Source organism: Acidobacteriota bacterium (assembly GCA_019347945.1).
Lineage (GTDB): Bacteria > Acidobacteriota > Thermoanaerobaculia > Gp7-AA8 > JAHWKK01 > JAHWKK01.
In genome coordinates this window covers 20,583-44,043 of sequence record JAHWKK010000018.1, presented here as the reverse complement: position 1 = coordinate 44,043, position 23,461 = coordinate 20,583, and the positions used below count along the sequence as shown (strand labels likewise).

Annotated in this window: 18 protein-coding genes; 14 read left to right on the top strand and 4 right to left on the bottom strand. The window is 61.5% G+C overall.

Features of this window, described 5'->3' with window-relative positions; translation table 11 throughout:
• The first annotated feature begins 45 nt into the window (after positions 1-45).
• From KY459_11945 to KY459_11930, 4 genes are all read left to right on the top strand, one after another.
• A complete protein-coding gene (locus tag KY459_11945; GenBank protein MBW3565429.1) occupies positions 46-2,148 on the top strand; it encodes a UvrD-helicase domain-containing protein in 2,103 nt (700 codons plus the stop codon).
• Positions 2,149-2,480: 332 nt separating this feature from the next.
• On the top strand, positions 2,481-5,999 hold the full coding sequence (locus tag KY459_11940) for a S8 family serine peptidase (protein ID MBW3565428.1): 3,519 nt from the start codon (positions 2,481-2,483) through the stop codon (positions 5,997-5,999).
• 220 nt (positions 6,000-6,219) lie between these two features.
• On the top strand, positions 6,220-6,501 hold the full coding sequence (locus KY459_11935; protein ID MBW3565427.1) for a hypothetical protein: 282 nt from the start codon (positions 6,220-6,222) through the stop codon (positions 6,499-6,501).
• Between the two features lie 10 nt (positions 6,502-6,511).
• Positions 6,512-6,904, top strand: coding sequence for a hypothetical protein (locus KY459_11930; protein ID MBW3565426.1), 393 nt, complete (start codon positions 6,512-6,514; stop codon positions 6,902-6,904).
• A gap of 279 nt (positions 6,905-7,183) precedes the next feature.
• Here KY459_11930 and KY459_11925 read toward each other — a convergent pair whose 3' ends face one another.
• Positions 7,184-7,918, bottom strand: coding sequence for a hypothetical protein (locus KY459_11925; protein ID MBW3565425.1), 735 nt, complete (start codon positions 7,916-7,918; stop codon positions 7,184-7,186).
• A gap of 876 nt (positions 7,919-8,794) precedes the next feature.
• On the opposite strand from KY459_11925, the gene KY459_11920 reads away from it, so the two are divergent.
• From KY459_11920 to KY459_11880, 9 genes are all read left to right on the top strand, one after another.
• Positions 8,795-9,418 carry a hypothetical protein gene (locus KY459_11920; GenBank protein MBW3565424.1) on the top strand — a complete coding sequence of 208 codons (624 nt, stop codon included), beginning with the start codon at positions 8,795-8,797 and terminating at the stop codon, positions 9,416-9,418.
• Between the two features lie 443 nt (positions 9,419-9,861).
• A complete protein-coding gene (locus tag KY459_11915) occupies positions 9,862-11,136 on the top strand; it encodes a hypothetical protein (GenBank protein ID MBW3565423.1) in 1,275 nt (424 codons plus the stop codon).
• Positions 11,136-13,175, top strand: coding sequence for a hypothetical protein (locus KY459_11910; GenBank protein MBW3565422.1), 2,040 nt, complete (start codon positions 11,136-11,138; stop codon positions 13,173-13,175). Before KY459_11915 ends, KY459_11910 begins: the two co-directional genes overlap by 1 nt.
• Entirely contained in the window at positions 13,172-16,624 is a 3,453-nt protein-coding gene (locus KY459_11905) for a DEAD/DEAH box helicase family protein (protein ID MBW3565421.1), read from the top strand. The genes KY459_11910 and KY459_11905 overlap by 4 nt, the downstream gene beginning before the upstream one ends.
• Entirely contained in the window at positions 16,614-16,970 is a 357-nt protein-coding gene (locus KY459_11900; GenBank protein ID MBW3565420.1) for a hypothetical protein, read from the top strand. The genes KY459_11905 and KY459_11900 overlap by 11 nt, the downstream gene beginning before the upstream one ends.
• A 127-nt stretch (positions 16,971-17,097) precedes the next feature.
• Positions 17,098-17,697, top strand: coding sequence for a type IV toxin-antitoxin system AbiEi family antitoxin domain-containing protein (locus KY459_11895; protein MBW3565419.1), 600 nt, complete (start codon positions 17,098-17,100; stop codon positions 17,695-17,697).
• Positions 17,694-18,611 carry a nucleotidyl transferase AbiEii/AbiGii toxin family protein gene (locus KY459_11890; protein ID MBW3565418.1) on the top strand — a complete coding sequence of 306 codons (918 nt, stop codon included), beginning with the start codon at positions 17,694-17,696 and terminating at the stop codon, positions 18,609-18,611. The genes KY459_11895 and KY459_11890 overlap by 4 nt, the downstream gene beginning before the upstream one ends.
• 127 nt (positions 18,612-18,738) lie before the next feature.
• Positions 18,739-19,215: a hypothetical protein gene (locus KY459_11885; GenBank protein ID MBW3565417.1), complete on the top strand. Its 477-nt coding sequence runs from the start codon at positions 18,739-18,741 to the stop codon at positions 19,213-19,215.
• 32 nt (positions 19,216-19,247) lie between these two features.
• Entirely contained in the window at positions 19,248-19,424 is a 177-nt protein-coding gene (locus KY459_11880) for a hypothetical protein (protein ID MBW3565416.1), read from the top strand.
• Positions 19,425-19,975: 551 nt separating this feature from the next.
• On the opposite strand, the gene KY459_11875 is transcribed toward KY459_11880, so the two are convergent.
• From KY459_11875 to KY459_11865, 3 genes are all read right to left on the bottom strand, one after another.
• Complete coding sequence (locus KY459_11875; protein MBW3565415.1) at positions 19,976-20,803, bottom strand: metallophosphoesterase family protein; 828 nt, start codon at positions 20,801-20,803, stop codon at positions 19,976-19,978.
• A gap of 559 nt (positions 20,804-21,362) precedes the next feature.
• Positions 21,363-21,857: a hypothetical protein gene (locus KY459_11870; protein ID MBW3565414.1), complete on the bottom strand. Its 495-nt coding sequence runs from the start codon at positions 21,855-21,857 to the stop codon at positions 21,363-21,365.
• Positions 21,858-21,862: 5 nt separating this feature from the next.
• Positions 21,863-22,387, bottom strand: coding sequence for a hypothetical protein (locus KY459_11865; protein ID MBW3565413.1), 525 nt, complete (start codon positions 22,385-22,387; stop codon positions 21,863-21,865).
• A gap of 615 nt (positions 22,388-23,002) precedes the next feature.
• Here KY459_11865 and KY459_11860 point away from each other — a divergent pair.
• The gene (locus KY459_11860) at positions 23,003-23,326 is read left to right on the top strand and encodes a GIY-YIG nuclease family protein (GenBank protein ID MBW3565412.1); all 324 of its coding nucleotides are present in this window, start codon (positions 23,003-23,005) and stop codon (positions 23,324-23,326) included.
• The last annotated feature ends 135 nt before the right edge of the window (positions 23,327-23,461 follow it).

Here is a 23,461-nt window from a genome sequence, read left to right as displayed (position 1 = left end):
ACTACCGTCGCTCGCGAAAGATTGCTAGAGTTTCGGAAATCTCTCATGGATTTCCGGATCGCAGACACGTTCACTGACAGCCTTACGGCTCTGACCGCCGAGGAGCAGAAGGCGGTGAAGACGACTGCGTTCGATCTGCAGATGGATCCATCGAATCCGGGGATGCAGTTTCATCGGCTCGATCGGGTGAAGGACGAAAACTTCTGGTCGGTGCGGGTCAACCGCGGCGTCCGGATCATCGTGCATCGGACCTCGTCGAGCCTGCTGCTCTGCTACACAGGGCATCACGACGATGCGTACCGGTGGGCAGAGCGGCGGAAGATCGAGCGGCATCCGAAGACCGGGGCGGCGCAGCTCGTCGAGATCCGCGAGACCGTCCGCGAGATCGAGATCCCGCAGTACGTCGCCCCCGAGGAGCCGCCGAAACCGTTGTTGTTTCCGGACGTCCCCGAGGAGGAGCTGCTGAGCTACGGTGTGCCGCCGGAGTGGGTGAAGGAGGTGCGGGGGGCCACCGAGGACACGCTGTTCGATCTCGCCGAGCACCTGCCGAACGAAGCGGCCGAGGCGCTGCTCGACCTGGCAGTGGGGTCGTCGCCGCGGGTGGCGGAGGAGATCGAGGAGCACGCCGATCCGTTCGAGCACCCCGACGCGCAGCGGCGCTTCCGCGTCATCACGAACGTCGAGGAGCTCGAGCGGGCTCTCGACTACCCGTGGGAGCGGTGGATGGTGTTCCTCCATCCGTCGCAGCGGGAGCTCGTCGAGCGGGAGTACGCCGGCCCCGCGCGCATCTCCGGCTCGGCCGGGACCGGCAAGACCATCGTCGCGCTCCATCGCGCCGTCCATCTCGCGCGGACGCATCCCGACACGCGCATCCTTCTGACGACGTTCTCCGAGACCCTGGCGAACGCGCTGCGTCATCGTCTGCAGCAGCTCATCGGCAACGAGCCTCGGGTCATGGAGCGGCTCGAGGTGTCTGCGATGGGGACGATCGGGCGGCGACTTTATGCCGCCCAGATCGGTCCGGCGAAGCTCGCTGACGATCAGGAGATCCGCCGGTTGATTGCGGAGGCGGCGTCTGAGATCGGGGAGGAGCGTTTCACCCCGCACTTTCTCTGGACCGAATGGGCGAGCGTCGTCGATGCGTGGCAGCTCGGGACGTGGGAGGAGTACCGCGACGTCAAACGCCTCGGCAGGCGCACGCGGCTCCCCGAGGCCCGGCGCGAAATCCTCTGGTCCATCTTCGAAAAAGTGAGGGAGGAGCTCGATCGGGAGAATTTCATCACCGAAGCAACGCTCTTCTCACGTCTCGCGGAGAAGCTCCATGAGAGCGGCCGTTCTCCCTTCGATTTCGCCGTGATCGACGAAGCACAGGACATGAGCGTCCCCCAGCTCCGCTTCCTCGCCGCCCTCGCTGGCGGCCGCGCCAACGGTCTCTTCTTCACCGGCGACCTCGGGCAGCGCATCTTTCAGCAGCCCTTCTCCTGGAGCAGCCTCGGAGTCGAGATCCGCGGCCGTTCCCACGGCCTCCGCATCAACTACCGCACCTCGCACCAGATCCGCCACCACGCCGACCGCCTCCTCGACCCCGAGATCGCCGACGTCGACGGCGTCGTCGAAGACCGCCGAGGAACGATCAGCGTCTTCAACGGCCCGCCTCCCGCAGTGCGGCTCTTCGACAGCGAGGAAGAGGAGAGCGAGGCAGTGGGCGAGTGGATCCGCGCGCGCCTGGACGAAGGCGTCCCGGCCGAGGAGATCGCCGTCTTCGTTCGCTCCGACGCTCAGCTACCGCGAGCCGAGGCGGCGGCAAAGGCCGCCGATGCTCCGCACATCATCCTCGACGAGAAGATGCGTACCCGCGACGACCACATCTCCATCACCACGATGCACCTCGCCAAAGGCCTCGAATACCGAGCCGTCGCCGTCATCGCCTGCGACGACGAAGTGCTCCCCCTACAGGAGCGAATCGAGTCCGTATCGGATGAGTCGGACCTGGAAGACGTCTACCAGACCGAGCGCCACCTGCTCTACGTGGCGTGTACGCGTGCGAGGGAGCATCTCCTGGTGACAGGGGTGGGAGCGGGAAGCGAGTTTCTGGAGGATCTGGGGAATCGGCGCTGGGAGCGTCCACCACCCGAGCCTCCTACCTGACGACACGGATCGCGAATAATTGGGCAGGCACTGGAGGGTCGGTATAGGTGAGCAGACTCGGCAGCGGAGGTTCGCGATCGCAGGATAAGGCTAAGCCGAAGAAGTTGACGCCAGCTCCTCGACGACACGGATCGACGATATCGGCTAGAATTGGCGTTTCCGACGCTATCAGGGCGCAGAGGTCACGGCGGGGAGGGGTTTAGCAGAGTTTGCGGGTCTCGTCCGATTCCCTCAAAGCGTTCCAGTGAGCGAGTAGGAGCTTGGACGACTGCAATGTGTGGCGTCGCTATCATACATGTTAGAGTTACCGTCACAAACGAAAAGAGAATGGTATGGCGACCGAAAATAACCGGCTGCTCCTCAAACTCCGTCCATCGGCCGCCCTGCGCTCCGCGGAATCGCGCGCGAGCCTCCGGCCGCTGGACGATATGGCGCCAGGCGCGTTCGCGCTCGACACGACGCCAAGGTGGTTCATCGCGGAAATGGCAGAGGGGGCGGCATCGCCGTGGGATCTCGCACACGCGCGCGTCGCCGACCAGCTCGGCGTCGCAGAATCGGACGTCGTCTTCGCCGAGCCCGACCTTATTCATGGCATCTACGAGGACACCAACGAAGAGCGGACGCCGGAGGGCTTGGGCGCGACGAAAATCGAATGCGTCCAGGATCAGCAGGACGGCACGCGCGGCAAAGCAGTCGGAGGGGACGAGATCTGGCACCTACGCGACGAGTTCACGCAGCTCGCGAGCGCCCGCGAAGCCGTGCAGTTCAGCGATCCCCGCACGCGCATCGCACACATCGACACAGGCTACTACCCCTCGCATGTGACGACGCCGGCGAACGTGGAAAAGAATCTCGAGCGGACGTTCGTCGAGGGAGAGGACCAGAGCAGTGCGATCGATCCGAACAAAGAGCGATGGCTGCTCGACAACTCCGGCCACGGTACCGGCACGCTGAGTATCCTCGCCGGCGGTGCGTTCAAGCCGTTCGACGTAATTCTTGGGGGCGCGCCCGACGCGGAGGTCGTTCCGCTGCGCGTCGCCGACAGCGTGGTTCTGCTCCGGACGAGTGCTCTCGTCCGCGCGCTTAATTACGCCGTCACCGTGCAGTGCGATGTCATCACGATGAGCATGGGCGGGCTTCCGATGCAGGCGTGGGCAGAGGCGGTCGATCGAGTCTACGACGCTGGAATCGTATTCTGCGCCGCGGGCGGAAACCGTACGCGGCCGGCACCGCCGCGGGTGCTCGTTTATCCGGCGCGTTATCCGCGCGTGATCGCCGTGGTCGGCGCGATGTCCGATGGGAGGCCGTACAAGAACCTTAAAAATGCGCTCGAGGGATCGTTCGGTCCCGCCTCGGCAATGAAGACAGCCCTTGCCGCATACACACCGAACATCCCGTGGGCACGATTCGGCTGCGACGACATCGTGCGGCTCAACGGTGAGGGGACGTCGTCCGCGACGCCGCAGGTCGCCGCCGCTGCAGCTCTCTGGATCGAAAAGTACAAGAAGATGTTACCCCGCGACTGGCGCCGGGTCGAGGCGGTGCGGAGAGCCCTCTTCTCGACCGCGGCGAATACCGACGCTGAGCATTTCGGCAACGGCGTCGTCCGCGCTCTCGACGCGCTCACGGCCACGCCCGACTTCGCCGCATTGAAGATAAGTAAGAAGTCGACGAATTCGTTCGCATTCCTCCGCCTCCTCACCGGCCTTGGAATCGTCGAGCCGACTCGACGCGAGGAGATGTTCAATCTCGAGCTCGCGCAGCGCTGGCTGATGAACGAAGATCTTCAGGACGTCGTCCCCGATCCGGAGAATTTGTCGCGCCTCGAAGGCGAGAAGCTGCGCAAGGTGATGGAGATCATCATCGAGGACAAAGAAGCGTCGCGAGCGCTCCGGATGCAGATCGCTTCGCGGTATCCCGCGGGCGCGGGCGGCGCGCCAGCGCCGCCGAACGACGTACTGCCGCCCGTGCTGCGCGCGTGCGACCAGCAGGCCCAGCCGCGGGTGCCCTTACAGCGCCGCCTCCGCGTCTATGCCGTCGATCCGAGCCTTTCTACCCGCCTCGCGACCGCCTCGATCAACGAAGTCACGCTCCGTGTGCCGTGGGAGACGTTCGAGAATGGCCGCGGCGAGTATCTGGAATTCGACGACGTCGATCCCAAGGGGCAGCGGTACGATCCGGTCGATCTGAACGCTCCAGCGCTCCTCGCGCAGGACGGCTGGGCGCCGGCGGAAGGCAACGCCCAGTTTCATCAGCAGATGGTCTACGCCGTCTCGATGAAGACCATCACCCACTTCGAAAAGGCACTCGGCCGACCGGTGCTCTGGCGTCCGAAGCCGAACCCCCAGGACGAGTACGACGACAGCCAGCCCATCCCGCGACTCACGATCCGTCCGCATGCGCTGCGGCAGGCTAACGCGTTCTACAGCCCGACCGAGGTGTCGCTGAAGTTCGGCTACTTCGAGGCGCAGGCCGACCATCCCGGCGAGCACATGCCGGGAAGCCGTGTCTACACCTGCCTCTCGCACGACATCATCGCGCACGAGACGACGCACGCCATCCTCGACGGCATGCACCGCCGCTTCACTGAGGCGACGAACCCCGACGTTCTAGCGTTTCACGAAGCGTTCGCAGACATGGTCGCGCTGCTCCAGCACTTCATGATCGAGGAAGTGCTCGAAAGCGAGATCGCGAGAACGCGCGGCGACATTGAGTCGGAGTCGATGCTCGGCATGCTCGCCGTGCAGTTCGGGCAGGCGATGGGCGGCCGCGGCGCGCTTCGGAGCGCGATCGGCCGCATCGAGGACGGCGTCTGGAAACGTAACATCGCCGATCCTGCCGAGCTGCAGAAAGTCCGCTCGCCACACGCGCGCGGCGCAATCCTCGTCGCCGCGGTCTTCGACGCCTTCCTCGCGATCTACAAACTTCGTACTGCCGATCTCTTCCGCATCTACACCGGCGGAACCGGCGTGCTGCCCACAGGCGCGATCCATCCCGATCTCGTTCGTCGGCTCACGAGCGAGGCGACGAAAGCAGCGAGCCACGTCCTCGAGATGTGCATCCGCGCGCTCGACTATCTGCCACCGATGGACGTCACGTTCTTCGAGTACCTCCGCGCGCTGATCACCGCCGACGCGGACCTAGTCGGTAACGGGCACGAATATCGTGTCGCGTTCGTCGAGGCGTTCCGTCGCCGCGGCATTTACCCGCACAACGCCGCGCGCGCCGATGGCGACGCGCCGCGCACGCTCTCGGTTGACACGCTACGGTGGAAGGGAGGGATCGATCGGTCGAAGTTCAGCAAGAAGGAACTGAGCGAGATTCGCAATTTGGTCAAGTCGCTCAAGAAGTACGCCGATCGTGCGCTCTACATCCGTGACCGTCAGGAGTTGTTCGAGTACACATACACCGAGCGAGGAAGGCTTCACGGGGCGCTTCAGGAAACTTTCAGAAAGATCCCGGCTTTTGCGAGTGAGCTTGGGCTCGACTTCGATCCAGTCGCAGACCGTTTCGAGGTGCACGCGCTCCGTTCGTCGATGCGGCTGACCTCCGAAGGGAAGCACGTGCCTCAGGTGGTCATGATGCTGACCCAGTCGAGGAAAATCGGTGCGGTGGACGGCGACGAAACGCGGCTGCCGCGCTTTCGCGGCGGCTCGACTCTCATCATCGACCTGACGATCCCTGAGATCAAATATCGAATCAGCAAGAGCATCGGCAACGCCGAGCGCGAGGCGAGTACGACCACGTTTGTGCAGGATGCCGCCGCCGACCCGCTCCGCGCCCTGCTGTTCGGCGCCGGCCGCGACGAGCCGTTCGCCGCGCTGCACTCAGTAGCGGAGGAGGGTTTCTGAGCCTGATCGGGGGTTTGTAGTTCTGAACCCGTCGCGTCCGGGACTCAGAACCTAATTTGGACAAGAATGGATTTTAAAGGAGCCCATTATGAGAGAGCGGCAGCTATCTGTTTGGAGGTCTTGGATGTCCCGTGCCATTTCTGTTTGGTTCTTAGCTTTCTGCACCGTGCTTAGTTGCGCTAGTAATAGTCAGCCGATTGGACATGTAGACGCTGCAGTGATGGAAGCCGGCTTATCGGCAAGTCAGGTGAAGCAGGACATAATTCACAGCCTAGAGGAGGATTTTGGCCTCCGTCTCTCTGCCGATGCGAAGAACGAGATTGAAAGGCTGGATATCGATCCTGTTCCACGTCAACGGCGACGGGAGGCGTTACAAAATATAAGGAGTTTCGCTGAGGCGATTTCGAACGAAGCTCAGCAAGACCTTAGGTCCGAACATGTTACCGAGGAAAATGTGAAAGCAGCTCTCAAGCTGTGCCCACTCTACCCCATATGCAGATGAAGGAGTCGTCATGGATTCATCGGTGCTCGCAGCGTACCAGTTTGCTCAAGAACTTACGAAACAACTGTTGACGCTATCCACCGGTATCATAGCGCTCAGTGTTACATTCACTAAAGAATTCGTAACCTCATCACCGGCTCGTAACGCTTTGCTTGTAAGCGTGTGGATTTTCCTTCTTTTCTCAATCGGCGGCGGTGTGTTACATTTGATGGCACTAACTGGCGCGTTGGCTGGAGAAACGCCGCCAACCGGCATTCTTGATAATGCTCGAGTAATGGCTTGTCTTCAGGTGGTTGGATTCTTTTTGGGGATGTTCGCGATGGTCGCGTATGGTTTGGTGGCTGTATGGGACAGGGGAACCCGTAGTAAAGAAGCGGCCGTACGAGAGGAGACTGAGAGTTAAGGGAGCGCTGAGGTTGAGGAGGCGTGGCGACGTCGCACTCGATGTGCAATCGGGTGAGCTTCACGAGAAGGGGGGCCAGAATAAGGTCGCGCTCGGTTTCGAATGTCCGCTATTCATTCCGTTGCGGGACGATCCGATGATGCTCAACCGGGCCCGGAACGGCGAGGGCAACCGGGCAGGGTGGAGGTTCGGGCGCGCTGGCCACCGGCCTCGTCCAGGTCAGCTGGGCACTACGCGCGATCCGTCAGCCGACTGTGGGAACTCCTGACCTCCTTACGTCTACTCGGAGGAAACAGCGATTCCCAGCTCTTGCCTCATTCTCTGCGGACTCTCCCATCCGACCCACCCATAGTTGACATCCGACATCATGACATGTGCCAGCTCGTCGGATGCTGCAGTCACCGCGAGTTTTTCGCTCCTGCAGGCGTCAGCAGTGTACTTGTAGGATGCTCTCTGAACCACAGCGGTATTCCATTGAGTGTAGGTAGTGTTCGCGCACTCCAGCAAGACGTCGAGTGACCCGGAGAGGTCGGACCACCGGTCGGAAATGCCGGGAGCCCCTGTAGAAAAGTAGATGACCTTGATTCCATTCTTTCCGAGATTCATGCGCCATGTTGTTTCTGCGTTGTTGAACTCGTCGACTAACGCTTTACGTCTCGTTCGTTTCTCCTCCAGCACGTGCCCCGTGAGCCCCGCCAACTTCCAGCGTTCCGTGGTTACATCGATGATTTGATCTGTGGCGAGTACGGTCGACGCTATTTCTTCGAAGATCTGCTCCACGAACAGTTGTCGAGCGTCCAGGTACTTCTTTCTGGAGTCTAGCGCCTCGTCACCTCGCTTCTGCAGCCAGATTTTGTTCAGCTCGTGTTCCTGCCCCAGGATTTGGCGTTCGAATTCGGCTTTTGCCGCCCTATCCTGGTAGCACTGTGTGATCCAGCCGCCGAGTCCACCTGTGATTAGCACTGCAACAAGAGTAGACGCTAGACCGGATTTCAGTGTGGGATGGCCTTCCATGGATACCACCTATTGAGGTGGGGGAGTCGATTCTTCAGGCGGATTCTTTGGGGGATCAGGATTCGGTAATTCCTCTGGAGGATCCTCGCCTGGATCGGGAGGTACTTCCTCCTGTTCTGCTTCCACTTCGTATGAGTCCTCTCCGGTTTGCTCAACGTCGCATCCTACAAGCAACAGGAGAATCATCAGCGCTGGTAATATGTATCGCATTTGTTAACCTCCATGTTGAACTAGCATCAGCCGACCGCATGAACTTCTCGCGATCGTCCTCTTTATTGCACGCGTCTCCATCGTCCCACCAGGCCTGGATCGCGGGCCGTGTGGGGAGCTTGGGCCGGCAGAAAAACGGGATGTCGCAAGGAAGTGGCTCGGTGATACAGCCGGCTCGAAATCGAAGGGATCTCCATGCCCGGGTCCATGTGTGAGCTTGGCAGAGCCGAATGCAGACTGGTCCTTCGCGACGGAGGGCTGAGCGCAGAGCACGGCCAACGGGAGCGATATGCAGTAACACGCGAGAGCCGCAAGGGCAACCTCCTGAATTCACATCTAAATTGTGGGCTGATGATAGCACGAAACTCGGCCGCGTTTCGGGGATGACAAAGAAAACCGTCGAGGGGTTGGGCAAGGGGCGGCATAGCGTTTAGGACCATCGCGACGTCCTCCCGGCCACGGTGATTACGGGATCACGAGCGCGTTCGACTGCTCCGGGCAACCGTCGCGCCCGCCCCTCGCCCTTCGGGCTACGCACCGCAGGCTTCCGCTTTCGCGGGCCGGAAGGAAGATCCGTCCTGGGGACATGAAACGTTGTGACAGTTTTCCACGCCTTCGACGCGGTACTCCCCTGCTGGCGCTGACGAGAATGAGACAATCTTCAGGATGAAGCTCACGGTCGTCTGTGCGGACGTCGGGTCGGTTAAGGCCGGCAATTTCGGATGGGCCATCCGCGACATCGAGAGCGATTCCGTGCGTGAGGTCGAGCACGGATCGATCGGCGCGATGGCCGGCGCGGTGGCGGAGGCGCTCGATCGAGAGCGTAAGGTTGCGCTCGGTTTCGAATGTCCGCTGTTCATTCCATTGCGTGACGATCCGATGATGCTCAACCGGGCCCGGAACGGCGAGGGCAACCGGGCATGGTGCGCGGGCGCGGGTTCGGGCGCGCTGGCCACCGGCATCGTCCAGGTCAGCTGGGCACTACGCGCGATCCGGCAGCGGATCGGCCCCAGGGTCGATGCGTTCCTGTCGTGGACGGAGTTTCGGGAGAGCGAGACCGGGCTGTTCCTCTGGGAAGCCTTCGTGTCACGGGACGCGAAGGCGGACACCCACGAGGGCGACGCGGCAATCGCGGTAGACGCATTCATTCGAGCGCTGCCCCATCCGGACGCAGCGAACGCGATCCGGGAGGTCGACGTCGTCTCGCTCGTCGGTGCGGCGATGCTGCGGACGGGCTGGTCTAAGGATCCGGAGCTTCTCGCCAGGTCTTGTCTGGTGATCAGGGCTTAGGGGAGTCGGGCAGGGCGACCTGGTCATCTTCGATTCGATCCTTACGAGAAAAGCCCTATGTGAAAGCGGCGCAGGGGTGCGCCGCAGTCCAAGGCGGCGCAAGGGTGCGCCGCAGTCCAAGGATGGCGGATCGCAACGTGCCCCTTCGGCTCGCTGCGCTCGCTCAGGGCAGGCTAATGAAACCGGCGCTACATGCGCGGGCGGGACGCCCGCGACACGGCAGGCTGGAAGCCTGCGCTACGGCAGGCTGGAAGCCTGCGGTACGGGCGGCGCATGGCGAATCAGGGTGATGGGTGAGAGCGGCGCAGGGATGCACGGCAGTCTTCAAAGCGGCGCAAGGGTGCGCCGCAGTCCAAAGACCATGACTCTCAGGGCAAGGTTCCTGTTTTGGTCGGTTCGCGCATGAACTTCTGCGTCTGTCGTTCTGCTAGATTCACGTTTACATGTTTCTGACGGAGCTGGACGAGCGGGCGAGAGTAAAGGGATCGAGAGATCCCCTCGGTGTGGTGCCGCTCTGGTCGCGGTTCGGGCGCAACGTCGTCGGTAATCTCACCACGGTCACCGACAACGTTCGCAGCTTCACGACGACGCTTCTCGGGTACTACTTCGCTGACCAGATCATGGAGCGGTCTCGAGACAATGGGGAGACCGAGCTCGAGATCTTTCTGAAGTTCGAAGAGATGGCCGGTTACACCCGCTACGCCATCAACGACGACCGTGCGATTCGGGGCTACCGGAGGGTCGCGACAAGGACGAGCGGGCGGAAGCCACTGATGATCTCGGTCCGCTCCGAAGATCAGATTCTGTCGAACATGAAGGTGTACGGGCTGTGGGGACTCTACACGAGAACCTCCCGGTCGAGCGGACTGCTCGATCCGAATGCTCCGAGGCCTTCGGCGGAAGGGATCGATCTGCTGGAAAAGGACACGCTCCCGCGGATGACCCCGGCGTTGCGTGCTCAACTCGTGAGCCGGCTCTCCCGCCCGCAGTTCCGGTTCGACCTTCACGGTCGTGATCATGATCTGGCGAAGGGGCTTGCGAACATGCTGGGGCCGACGCTCTCCCCGGGAGAAAGGGGAGTGTACCGGGAGCATCTCGCATGGGGAGGTGCGGAGGATCCGACGAGGGGACTCCAGAAACAACTCGCCACACTGATCGGGGAGCTCGATGCTCCCGAGTTCGACTTCGAGCAATTCGAGCAAGTGCGTCGTGGCGCGGAGAAGCGCGGATGCGATGACCTGGCGCGACGTCTGGGCCAGATCGAGGTGGTCGAGCATCTGATTGTTCCGGCGACCTCCGCATTCTCTTTTCTCCAGACCCAGAACAACCAGGCTGTTGCCGACGTCGCGCGGAAGATCGAGAGCAACTGGAGGAAAAGCGGATTACGTATCGTCGAGCCCGACTCCGTGCGTGTCCTCCGCCGGGACTTCGTCGAGGCGCTGCGTGACGAGGGACTGACCGACAGATGGTTCGGCATCTCGGATTCTTTACGCGACGGAGCGTGGGAGAAGCTGATCCATCAGTTGATCGAGCTGAACGCGGCCGTGATGCAGAACCGCAACCAATCGGCTCCGTGGGTCGAGCTGTCGAGTGGACGACTGCGCGTGCGGCAGCCAGACGAGGCGGGAGAGCTCTCTCGAGGATCGGAGCTGCGGCATACGTGGCGAAGCACCTACTTCATCAACGCACTGAACAAGATCGTAAGGGAGCTGGACTGATGGCCAAACGCCGGAAGAACGGCGGCACGATCGAGACAAAGGTTCTCTCGGACGCCCTGCGTGACGCGATCGGTGCCAGAAAAGTCCAGACCGCCGTCTTCCTCACGTTCCGCTTCGATCCCGGCTTCTTCGAGCAGGAAGTCCTGCCGGTTCTCTTCGACGAATCTCTCAGCCATGTACCGAAGATCCGTCTGCTGAATCTCGAGCATACGCTCCGGACTGTTGATGATGTCGCCATTTATTACGATCGCCGGGGACTGGAGGCGGGATCGCAGTCTGCTCAGCTTGATACCCGCCGCATCCCCGTGTCACGATCGACCGGCTTCTTCCATCCGAAGAATGTTCTTCTGCTGGTCGAGAAGACGGAGGACGGAGAGGGAACCACAAAGAACGGATCAGGGGCTGCCGCTCCGGCACGGTCTCTGATCCTCGGCACGCTCTCCGCGAATCTCACCCGCGCCGGCTGGTGGGAGAACGTCGAAGTAGCACATTTCGAGGAAGTTGCCGAGCGAGAAGAATGCAGTTTCAGAGATGACCTCCTCGACCTGATCCGCCGCGTCAAGCGCGATGCGCGACAGCAAACGGAGCACCAGGGACTGGACGCAATACGAAGTTTCGTGCTCGGTCTTTCGCAGGCGCGGCAACGGCCGAGTCAGCCTCTGCAGACGAGGCTGTATCGCGGCGGCGAACGGCTCGTCGATTTTCTGAAGGCTCACACCCGACGGCAGCTCGAGGGTTGTCGCCTGGAGATCATCTCTCCGTATTTCGACGAGCAGGAGTCCGCGGGGCCTGTCGAGGAGCTCGTCGACGCATTCGATCCAGTCGAGACGAAGATCGCCCTGCCACGCGGGATCGCCGGTGAGGCACTGTGCGGGCCGGTCTATTACGAACGGATCCGGGAGCTTGGGCTCGTCTGGAGCTCCCTGCCGGACGAGGTGATGAAGCAATCTCCGGGAGCACCTCCGCGACGGCTGCACGCGAAGGTTTATCGGTTTTTCGATCCCCGGGGACGCTACGAGGCGTTGTTCATCGGTTCGGCAAATCTGACGAACGCGGCATTCACAGGCGAAAGTAATTTCGAGACCGGCTTCCTGCTCGAGCCGGAGGTGAAGAGGCGCCCGGACTGGTGGCTGCAACCCGACGAGCAGGAGGAGGAGGTCTTCCTCCCCGAGAGCGAGCTCGATGAGGAGGACGTAGGGCGGGGGAGAAATCTGTCGGTTCGCTATGACTGGAATCGCGGTGCGGCCTCCGTCTACTGGGATGCTTCCTCCGGTTCTCCCGAGCTGAAGCTATCGGCGAACGGCGTCGATCTCTTTACCATTGCCCCGCTTCCGTCAAGGGAGTGGAGTCCTCTGGACGACGACCAGGCGGCGAAACTGGAGGCTGTACTGCAGAGCACCTCTTTTCTTCGAGTCGAGATCGAGGGAGAAAGCCCGGCCACGATTCTGGTCGAGGAAGAGGAGATGACGCAGAAGCCATCTCTGATGGCAAGGCTAACGGTCACCGAGATCCTTCGGTACTGGTCACTCCTCAGTTCCGAGCAGAGAAAGCAGTTCCTGGAGGCACGCGCGTTCGACGTCGATGACGCCGAAGCGATCCGCTGGCTCGCTTCGAAGACGAAGTCGCAGGAGACCGAGACGTTCTTCGACAAGTTCGCGGGCATCTATCACTCGTTCGGCAATCTGGAGCGCGCGGTCTTCGATGCTCTGGAGGAAGGGCGGGAGAAGGAAGCGGTGGGACGACTTTTCGGCCGCTCATTCGACTCGCTGGCTCACCTCGTGGGCAAGGTGATCGCCGAGGAGGAGGGCGACGCGGTGAATCGCTACGTCATGCTGCTTTGCGCAATGCAGCTTCTCAAACGGCTGAAAAAGGAGCAGCGCGAATTCTGTCGAAGCCGTCGCGGCAATGTGGTGGCACTGGAGAACGACCTGAAGCGGGTCCGTAAGTTGAGGTCGTCGCTCACGCTCGGTAAAGCTTCAGAGAGCAGAGCATTCATCGACTGGTTCGAGCGGCAGTTTCTTGACCGAGTGGGCGCGTGAGCGACCCAACCGTCAGCCTCGATTGCGCGCGGCAGTTGCTGGATTTCCGCGGGCGTATCAGCGACGCGGCCGCCGAGGAGCAGTTGCGTGGCGCCGTCGCAATCCACAACCTGCTCGCGAAGCAGCGGGTGGCTTACCTCGCTGACGAGGTCGGGATGGGCAAGACGTACGTCGCCCTGGGGGCGTTTGCCCTGTTCCGCCACTTCAATCCCGAGTTCAGGATGCTCGTCATCGCTCCGCGCGAGAACATTCAGCAGAAGTGGATCAGGGAGTTGAAGACCTTCGTGAAGAGCCGCGTGACGTATCCGGATCTTCGGGTGAAGGCGATTCATGGCGCGCCTGCCCGTCCGCCTGTCTTCTGCAGAAATCTCTACGAGCTGGCGCGCGAGACGATGCTCGATCCCGACCGCGACTTTTTCACGAGGATGACCAGCTTCAGCATGGGAATCGGGGGCGGAGAGGAAACCGGGCGGCGGAAACGAGACGAGCTCCTGAAGCTCCTGCCGTCGCTCGACCGGCATTTGCTCGATCTCCGGAGTCATGATTCCTTCAGGAGAAATTACGCCCGTGCAATCAACCGGGCGATTCCTCCATTCGACCTGGTAATCGTCGACGAGGCGCACGTCCTAAAGCATGGGCGAGCATCTAAGTCGCAGCGAAACGAATTGCTTCGTCTGGTGATGGGGCTCGATGAGGAAACGGATCCGCGCGATTTCCCCGGCTATGGCAGACGAGCTCGACGTGTCCTGTTTCTCTCCGCCACTCCCCTCGAGGATGACTACCGCCAACTGTGGAATCAGCTCGATCTGTTCGGCTTCGGAAGTCTGGCGCCGGAACTGGCCGACAGGAACGCGACGAGCGAGGCGCAGAAGCGTGCTACCGCTGAGTTTCTGGTCCGGAGAGTCACGAGTATCCAGACCGGCGGCAACCGATACACCAAGAACCTCTACCGGCGCTCGTGGGAGCAGGGTGGGGTCGAGACGCACGACGATCCACTCGGAGTCCCGGACGACCGTCAGCGACTGGTCGTCGCGCTGATGCAGAAGAAGGTGAACGAACTGATCGGCAGCGAGAAATTCAACAACTCCTTTCAGATCGGGATGCTCGCATCGTTCGAGAGTTTCTTTCAGACCGCCAGCCGCGCACTCGAGTCTGGTGCCGAGTCGACGTTCGATGATGCGGAACAGACTGAAAATCCGGAAGAGCGTGCCGGGATCGACGTGGGCATCGTGAACCGTATGGCTGCCAGTTACCGGAGAAAATTTGGAGAAGAGCTGCCGCATCCGAAGATGGATGCGCTCGTGGACGAGCTGGCAGGCTCCTTCGACACGGGAAGAAAAGCATTGGTTTTCGTCCGGCGAACCGCTTCGGTGAGTGAGCTCGAGCGCAAGCTGGAAGAGCGTTACGACTCGTGGCTCTTCGAGCGGCTGATGGATGAGCTGGATAAGGAATTACGGGAGCGCATTGGGCACGTGTTTGAGAATTATCGCGAGCAGCGAAGGCACGATCGACTGACCAGTCCTGCAGAGATTCCACTGGAGCTCGAGAATGAGCTTCCGCCTGCAGAGGGCAAGGAAGTCGATCGTGGAGGCCATGACACTTTCTTCGCCTGGTTCTTCCGGGGAGGAGGACCGGGTGAGGTTTTCAGCGGGGCCACGCTCTCTCGACGGCTGAGCCAGGCCGGCGGCTTCTACTCGACCTTCTTCGAGGACAACTACGTCGCCCGCCTGCTCGGGGTCAGTCCTGGAAATGTGATGCAGGCGCTGACCCGAGAGGTGGGGCTCAATCCTGAGGATCTCGAGCCGTCGCTCGGGCGATTTGCTGCGCGACGTCTCCCCAGCGTGAAGAAGCAGAGTCGCTCGAATCTGTTCCACGCCTTTCAGGCTGCTGCACTCGAGCTTCTGGCTCACAGCGATGAGCTGCGGGATGATGCCGCGACAATTCTGCTCGAGCAGTATTCGACCGGGCGGGACCTGGAAGGAACGAAGGAGGTGCCCTCGCTCGGTTCGTGGCTCGAGACCAGAACCTTCTTTACCGAACTGCGAGAACGAACGGCGCTTCGGCAGGATCTCTGGCCGGAAGAAAAGCGGGACACATTCGTCAAGACGTTTCGACGCGAGGAACTGCGACGGGAACTGCTGGCGTCGATGGTGAGGTTGGGACACCCGCTCATAGATCTCTACGTGCTCGTCGCGAATCGATTGCGCAATCTCGAGCTGGGGACGAGGGAAGCATCTTCCGAAGATGATGAAGAGTCGTTGATCGTCGAGTTTCTGGACCTGCTCGAACGGCAGAAGGGTGAGGGGCGGTTCAGGGCATACCAGGAGCTCGCGGAAGCTGCCGCAAATTTCGATCTGATCCTGGACGTGAATCTTCCGGATGCCTGGGAGGCAGCGCTTCAGAAGGCGGGGACGGAGTTCGGCCGGCTCCTGAGAGAGCAGCAGCCGATTGGCGGGATGTTCGGCAGTGTGAATCAGACGATGGTCCGGCAGTTCAGATTACCGGGTTACCCATTCGTCCTGATATCGACGGATCTGCTCCAGGAAGGAGAGGATCTGCATCCGTTCTGCTCGAGTGTTTATCACTATGGGATCTCCTGGATGCCGTCTTCGATGGAACAACGGATCGGGCGCATCGACCGGGTGAGCTCTCAGACGGAGAGGCGACTGACGGTGCTCGACAGGAAGCCGGAGGGGGAGGAGCTTCTTCAGGTCTACTTCCCTCACCTGCTCGATTCGGTCGAGCGGCTCCAAGTGAACCGGGTGCTCGAGCGGATGGAGAGCTTCATCGAGCTGATGCATCAGAGCCTGGCATCGAACGAGGAGCGTGATGAGCGCCAAATCAACATCGCGAGAGAGATTCATCGGGCACCGAGGACGAGACGGCTGCAGTCGGAGCCGCTGGAGAGTGCCTTTCCCGTACGCGACGACTTCGTGAGAGGAACCAGAAAGAAGCCGGCTGTGGACGAGCGGATGGCCGGACTGCTGCGGGAGCGATTTGCGAAGCTACAGGAGTCCTCGAGCGGCATGGAGATTCGGTGGGAACCGGGCGGAGGGACGAACGCGATGGTGGGTGTCTTCCCGCTGGGCGACAGGCAGCAGCCGTTCACGCTCCTCCTTCATTCGATTCACGGCCGGCCGAACGTACGTTGCGTCAGTCCGATCGGAATGGTGGATCGACGGGAGGAGGCGCTCACGATCACGGAGCATGCTGCGCGCTCTCCCGTGAGAATCGGTGCGGTCTTCGACAACAGATTCCGGAAGTACGATCTGACGGCAGAGGGCGACGTGCTGTTGGGGGATCCAGCGAGTGACGCGGAGAGGGTGCGGTGGCTGATCGCGAGTGTTGCCCGTGCCGCGGACGAGCTCGAGCATGTTCTGCTCGATCGGGACGAGACGCTCGAGACGTTTCGCGAGGATCTCGGAAGGGAGGCGTTCGTTGAGCGGTAATGCACCATTTCGTCTTCCGCCTGGATCGAAGATCTCGTGCGAGACAGGTGATCAGCGGAACCAGGTCGTTCACGTCGAGCGCGAAGAGGACCACCTGAGGATCTGGTCTGTCGTGGTGCCGCCTCGGGTAGCGAGAGAGATTGACGACCTCGATCTGCGTCTGTGGGAGGCGAATCGGTTTCGCGAGCTGATCGGGTTCACGGTCGATCGTCGCGGGAGAATCATCGGCGAAGCCTTCGTCCCTGCAGCCGGGCTGACGGAGGATGAGTGGTCGGTGTATGTGGAGACGCTCGCCACGTCGTGTGATCGTCTGGAGTATGTGCTCACTGGCCGGGACGTCTATTGATGCGAAAGCGGCGCAGGGGTGCGCCGCAGTCCAGGGAGCTTCCTTTTCGGTAACGGTCTAAGGAACAGGGCCGGGATGGACGTGACAAAACGTCTGACATTGGCGATAATGTCCGACGGATTGTCACATGAAGTCAAAACCTGAACTGAGCCAGTACATCGCGCGGCGGGGCGTCGTCACGAGCAAGGAGCTCACGGACCGTGGATATGCTCGAGAGACACTTCACCGGCTCGCAAGGCAGGAGAAGCTTCATCGTGTCGCCCGGGGGATTTACATCAGCAACGAAGTGGCGAAGTCCCCTCATCGCGATCTGCTGATTGTGTCAGGCCGGGTTTCTCAAGGCGTCATCTGTCTCCTTTCCGCACTGGCATACCACGGCCTCACGACGGAGATGCCGCACGAAGTGTGGCTGGGGATCGGTCTCAAGGATCGGGCTCCACGTCAGGGTCAGCCGCCGATCAATCTCGTTCGACTTTCGCCTGATCTTCTTCGAGACGGAGTCGAGCGACATGAGCACGAGGGTGTGACGATTCAGGTCACTTCTCCCGCCCGCACGGTCGCGGATTGCTTCAAATTTCGGAGCAGAGTCGGGCTCGACGTAGCCATCGCCGCTCTGTCGGAAGGCTGGAACGACCGGCGGTTCACCATGGATGAGATTTGGCGATTTGCCAGGATCTGCCGGGTTGCAACCGTGATACGGCCTTACATGGAGGCACTGACTCATTGAAACGTCCTCTGCGGAACGTTGCAGCCTCGGTACGTGAGCGCATTTCCAGGATCGCCGCCGAACGAAATGAGTCGTACGACTACGTCCTCTCGCTCTACGGGCGGGAGCGATTTCTGTTTCGGCTGAGCAAATCGGCCTATCGTGAGAGGCTTGTACTGAAGGGTGCGATGGTTCTCTCGCTCTGGGTGGAGGAGCTCCATCGCACGACGCGCGATCTGGATTTTCTCGGCTATGGAGAACTGGCACCGGAGGACGTTAGCCGAATACTCGGAGAGGTCTGTGAAGCTCAGGTCCCAGACGATGGCCTTCGATTCGACAGGAGCTCGATCAGCGCAGAGGTGATACGCAGCGCGGACGAATATAAGGGAGTGAGGGCTCGTTTCTCGGCGCATCTCGACAGCGCGCTGATCCGTCTCCAGGTCGACATCGGCGTTGGCGACGTCATCACGCCTGGGCCGGAGGTAGTGAGTTTTCCGACGTTGCTGGACATGGAATCTCCGCAGCTGCAGGTCTACCCGACCGAGACGATCGTGGCGGAGAAGCTTCACGCCATCGTTCATCTGGGAATGGGGAACAGCCGGATGAAGGATTTCTTCGATCTCTACACTCTCTCATCAGACGTGAAGTTCGACTTAGGCGTCCTGCAGGAGGCGGTAAAGAAAACATTCGCGCGGCGACGAACCGATCTTCCTCTCGACGAGCCAGTCGGGCTGTCGCCTGAATTCTTCTCGGATGTTCGCAAGAGGCAGCAATGGGTGGCCTTTCTGAAAAAGATCGGTGCAGTTGAGATATTGGACTTTGAATCCGTCGGCGCGCGGCTGAGGACATTCCTGACTCCGGTACTCGCCGCCGCCGCGAGCGGCAAGACTGCCCGTGGGGCCTGGAGCACTGAGGGTTGGGATCAGGGTGAATGATCGGGCGGGCTGGAAGCCCGCGACACGGCAGACTGGAAGCCGGAGGTACGGGGGGCGCGTGGCGAATTCAGAAGATGAAAGGCTGAAGGAACTGATGCTCCGATATGGGGTATTCTGAGGCGGCCGCATGACGAGAAACATCGGATTTTCCACGGGAGCCCTCGCGAAGGGGAACTTCCGTGAAGGTCTCAAATTGCAGCCGGACTCCTGCGCTGCCGTGGAGCTTTCGGCTCTCCGAGAGCACGAGCTCGAGCCGCTGCTCGCTGCCCTCGATCAGCTTCGTATCGAACGGTACCAGTACGTATCGGTCCACGCACCGAGCAAACTGATCGAACATGACGAGGACTGGCTGATCAAAAAGCTGCGTTCGTTCCCAGCCGAGTGGCCGATCGTGGTCCATCCCGACCTGATCCGAGAGCCATCGCGATGGGTCGAGGTCGGCTCGCGCCTCTGCCTGGAAAACATGGATATCGCAAGACCACGGGCAGAACGGCTGACGAAATGGAGAGTCTGTTCGAGATGCTACCCGAGGCCGGGTTCTGCTTCGACGCCGGGCATGCGCGCCAGATCGATCCCACCATGGGCGTCGGTCTGGAGTTGTTGAGGCGCTTCGGGGCGAGACTGCGTCAGTTGCACGTGAGCGACGTGGGTACGTTTGGCGAGCACAGGCCGATCGGCTATCTGACGCGGCTCTCGTTCGAGCGCGTGGCAAAGTTGATCCCCGCCGACACCCCGATCATCATCGAGTCGATCGTCTCGCCCGACCGAGCGAAGCACGAGGTCGATCAGGTGAAACTCGCCTTCGCCGCCTGACGACGGATGTCGGCGGAGGGCCGAGGTTGTGCGGGCTGGCAGCCCGCGACACGGCAGGCTGGAAGCCTGCGGTACGGCAGGCGCGCAAGTTCGAGACGTGGTGAAGGCGGCGCAGGGTGCGCCGCAGTCCAAAGAGCACGAAGCCGCTCGGAGGACATCGCGCAAGGTTCGTGACGGTGCGGCTCGGCAGGCGCCTCGCCCTCCCGGCCGGTCTGGAAAGGGTGCCGGTTTCAGGGAGTGGTCGAGAAGCGGGGGCTGGAAGCCCGCGACACGGCAGGCTGGAAGCCTGCGGTACGTTCGGAGCGTGGCGAATTCAGAGGATGAAAGATGAAGGAACTGATGCTCCGATATGGGATATTCTGAAGCGGCCGCATGACGATAAGCATCGGATTTTCAACCGGCGCGATAGGGAAGGGTAATTTCAGAACCGGGATAGATCTCCAGCCGCCCGATGCGGATGCTATTGAGCTCGGCCCTTCGTGAGCATGAGCTCGAGCCGCTGCTCAGCTCCATCGACATGCTCGGCAGGCTTCCTGCGAATCAGTATGGCTTCAGGCTCGGGTCGTCACCGTTACACCGTCCGGCTCAATTTCGATGAGCCCGGCAATCGTCGGAGAGCCGTATTCCGCGGCGCCGGTGTAGACACGAAGGTTCGGCGCGAGCCGTGCGAATCCGGAACTGTGCGTGTGGCCGCACAAAACCGTGAACTCGCGATCCGGGTTGCGGCTGGAAACCTCGAGCAGTGCCCCGCCGAGCGCGACACAGGTGAACCAGGGCTGCCAATCCTCGCCGCTGACCGCCCCCTCGTGCCAGCACGCTTCGACGAACGGAGGGACGTGCGTCACGAACACGACTTCGCGGACATCGCCGGGCAGCTCGCCCAGCAGCTCGCGTGCGAGCCCGGCTTCGCGATCGCCGAGATCCCGTAGCCGCGAGACGAGATCTTCACGCGAAAGTCCAATCAACTCCCGGATCAGAAAGAAATCATTCAGCAGGATCTCGCTGTCCCACGGACGTCCCGCCCGGCCATCCCCCCAGCCGTCGACTCCCGCCAGGCAGACACCATCCCCGAGGGGGACGACCTGAGCCGCGGGAAGCCAGCGGAGTAAGTTCGATCGAGCGCTGAGCTCGCGCATCCGGCTCCGGACCTCTGAAATGCCATCGCGATAGAAGTCGTGATTGCCGAGAACGAAGTAGACCGGGCGTCTGATGGCTTCGGCAACGATCTCGAGATGGTCGACGAGAGAAGGTGCGACGCTGATGTCCCCCGAGAGGATGATCGCGTCGGGCTCGGGCTCAAGCAGCCGATGCGCGAACTGGCGCAGGCCATCGCGATCGAGAAAGTCGAGATGGACATCGGTGGCCCAGGCGATGCGCATGAGGGAAGTTTAAACCGGTCGTGGGTGAAGGGATGGCGAAGGCGGGCCGGGTCGCGTGGAGAACCCGGGAGGTCGCACTGTCGCGCGTGAAGTTTGGTGCGGGCTGGAAGCCGGCGATACGGCCGCCTCGTGCCCGCCTAGTGCCACGAGCTTGCGCGATGTCCGCGATTGCCGGGAGGGCGAGGCTCCTGCCGAGCCGCCCCGTTGCGTTCCACCTGAATGTCACCTAAAACCATTCTGTTTCGGTCAAACTCTCGATCTTTGCACTAAAAACGAGCTTTCTGCCATCCGGCGAGGGTGCGGCTCAGCAGGAGCTTCGCCCTCCCGGTCGGGGATGTTTGGTTCCGCCAGCTCGCGGCTCGCCAGAGGCTCGCCCTCCCGGTGATGGGAGACATTGCGCCATCTCGTGACCGTGCGGCTCGGCAGGAGCCTCGCCCTCCCGGTGAAATGTTTCATCGCGCAAGCTTGTCCCGCGTCCCGCGCCCCGCATTTCGTCCGTGACACGGCAGGCTGAAGCCCACGTTACGGCCGGCGCGTGGCGATCCTGGGTGGGATCCTGTCAGTTCACCGTGGGATCGAACCGGATCACGGCTCGGACGACGGGGCCGGGGGAGTTGTACCCGAGGGGGCCCATCGGCATGGTGGAAAGAAGTTTCATGCACTCGAACAGCGAGCTGCCAGCCGCGTAGTGATAGCTCACCGTGTTCGCACAGTCATTGATCGTCCCGAGCACGCTCTTGTCGACCGACGCGCTATACCGGACGCCGCTTGCCAGCTGCGACGCATAGCCATCCGCGACTTCAGGCTCGATTCCGATCTCTGCGAGGATCTCGCTCAGCGCGCCCGCCAGATGCTGAGGAAGCCGGTCGAGATCGCGCGCCCTGACGAGAAGCGGGAGCCTCGTGCGATCCTCGACCGCCAGAATGAGCGGCTTCCGATCCACCCAGATCACGTTCGCGTGCCACTCGGCGAAGAGCTCGCCCGACGACGGAACCTTTTCGAGCTTGCCGAGCTTCAGACGTTTCGCGAGCTTCGCTGTGCAGCGGAGGTTCACCATCGTTAGCGGCGGAACGGGATTCGGTGCCTCTCGAGAACGCGGCGAACCGCGTCGGCGATCCATCCTTCCCGAAACTCGAACCACTCCTCCCTCACGCCGAACTCGTCGATCGCGCGCTTGAAACGGCGGAAGGCGCCGCTGCCGTGCAGGGCGTCGCCGAGCGTCCGGCTCACGCCCGGGTGCTGCCCTTGCGCGAACTCCGTCATCGCTCGATACTCATCGAGATCGAACTGACTCGGGAGCTCGATCCAGTCGTCGCTTTCGAGAACTTCTTTCGATTTCTCGATCGTTTCCCGCTCCCAATCCGGCAGTGACGAAAGCTCGTCGTCATCGAAGTCCTCCGCGTCGACGTCGATTTCGTCGCTGACGAAGAAAGTCTCGCCGGTGCTGCGGTTCAGATAGAGAGTGATGTGTTCGTTGACCACGCCCATCTCTCCGACGACCCGGGAGAGCGAGACCTTCGCGTCCGGGGTGTAAGGGTCTTCTTCGCGAGGAGGGCGCTTTTCCGGGTTTCTCGGGTCGGACATGGCGTTCGTTGCGAGACTTTAGCAGCTTGGAGGTTGGAGTGTTCTGGGCTCCGGTTGTCATTTTCTGCATTCAACCGGCGTGCAGGATGACGACTGTCGCAATTTCTCAGGGCTACGCCTGGTCTGGCTGTCCCAACCTGCGAGGTCCCTTCGGTGTCCCCCACCCTCACCCCTCAGGGCAGGCTCCTCGCTTGCCCAACCACCCACCCGCTCGGGATGACGTCGGTTTGAGTATGCGGATCCGGAGTGTTCTGGGCTCCGGTTGTCATTTCTGCATTCAACCGGCGTGCAGGATGACGAGTGTCGCAATTTCTCAGCGCTACGCTGGTCTGGCTGTCCCAACCTGCGAGGTCCCTTCGGTTTCCCCCACCCATCACCCCTCAGGGCAGGCTCCTCGCTTGCCCAACCACCCACCCGCTCGGGATGACGTCGGTTTGAGTATGCGAGGGCGGAAGTGTGCGTTCTGAGTACTGTAGAGCAACACACCGCCGCGGTATCGTCCCTCGCTTGCCCAACCACCCGCCCGCTCGGGATGACGTCGGTTTGAGCATGCGAGGGCGGAAGTGTGCGTTCTACGTACTGTAGAGCAACACACCGCCGAGGTATCGTCGTCGGATGCAACGCATGTTCATCGTATACATTCTGATGAGCGAAAGCGGGGTGGCCCTCTATACAGGCGTCACCAACGATCTGTGCCGTCGGCTTGCTGAACATCGTGCCGGAGAGGCTGATGGGTTCACCGCAAGGTATCGCGTCTCGAAGCTCGTCTGGTTCGAGTGCCATTCGAGCGTCAGGCGGGCGATCGAACGCGAAAAGCAAATCAAGGGCTGGCGGCGCTCACGCAAGGAAGCTCTCGTTCGATCGATCAACCCCGGGTTGCGGGACCTTTCGGGTCAGGCGGCTCATGCAAGTGCCGGGATGGAGTTTCGAGTGCTCTGAAGAGTTTTCACACTCGCTATTCCTTTTCCCACGTCATCCCGAGCGGGCGGTCGGGCGGGTAAGCGAGGAGCCTGCCCTGAGGGGTGATGGGTGGGGGAAACCGAAGGGACCTCACAGGTTGGTACTTTCTCTCCT

Bases quoted from the DNA above. Each gene is read 5' to 3' on its own strand.
- KY459_11860 (MBW3565412.1), top strand. From the start codon at position 23,003: ATGCAACGCATGTTCATCGTATACATTCTGATGAGCGAAAGCGGGGTG.
- KY459_11920 (MBW3565424.1), top strand. From the start codon at position 8,795: ATGAAGCTCACGGTCGTCTGTGCGGACGTCGGGTCGGTTAAGGCCGGC.
- KY459_11915 (MBW3565423.1), top strand. From the start codon at position 9,862: ATGTTTCTGACGGAGCTGGACGAGCGGGCGAGAGTAAAGGGATCGAGA.
- KY459_11930 (MBW3565426.1), top strand. From the start codon at position 6,512: ATGGATTCATCGGTGCTCGCAGCGTACCAGTTTGCTCAAGAACTTACG.
- KY459_11865 (MBW3565413.1), bottom strand. From the start codon at position 22,387: ATGTCCGACCCGAGAAACCCGGAAAAGCGCCCTCCTCGCGAAGAAGAC.
- KY459_11895 (MBW3565419.1), top strand. From the start codon at position 17,098: ATGAAGTCAAAACCTGAACTGAGCCAGTACATCGCGCGGCGGGGCGTC.
- KY459_11875 (MBW3565415.1), bottom strand. From the start codon at position 20,803: ATGCGCATCGCCTGGGCCACCGATGTCCATCTCGACTTTCTCGATCGC.
- KY459_11885 (MBW3565417.1), top strand. From the start codon at position 18,739: ATGACGAGAAACATCGGATTTTCCACGGGAGCCCTCGCGAAGGGGAAC.
- KY459_11935 (MBW3565427.1), top strand. From the start codon at position 6,220: ATGGAAGCCGGCTTATCGGCAAGTCAGGTGAAGCAGGACATAATTCAC.
- KY459_11940 (MBW3565428.1), top strand. From the start codon at position 2,481: ATGGCGACCGAAAATAACCGGCTGCTCCTCAAACTCCGTCCATCGGCC.
- KY459_11945 (MBW3565429.1), top strand. From the start codon at position 46: ATGGATTTCCGGATCGCAGACACGTTCACTGACAGCCTTACGGCTCTG.
- KY459_11910 (MBW3565422.1), top strand. From the start codon at position 11,136: ATGGCCAAACGCCGGAAGAACGGCGGCACGATCGAGACAAAGGTTCTC.
- KY459_11925 (MBW3565425.1), bottom strand. From the start codon at position 7,918: ATGGAAGGCCATCCCACACTGAAATCCGGTCTAGCGTCTACTCTTGTT.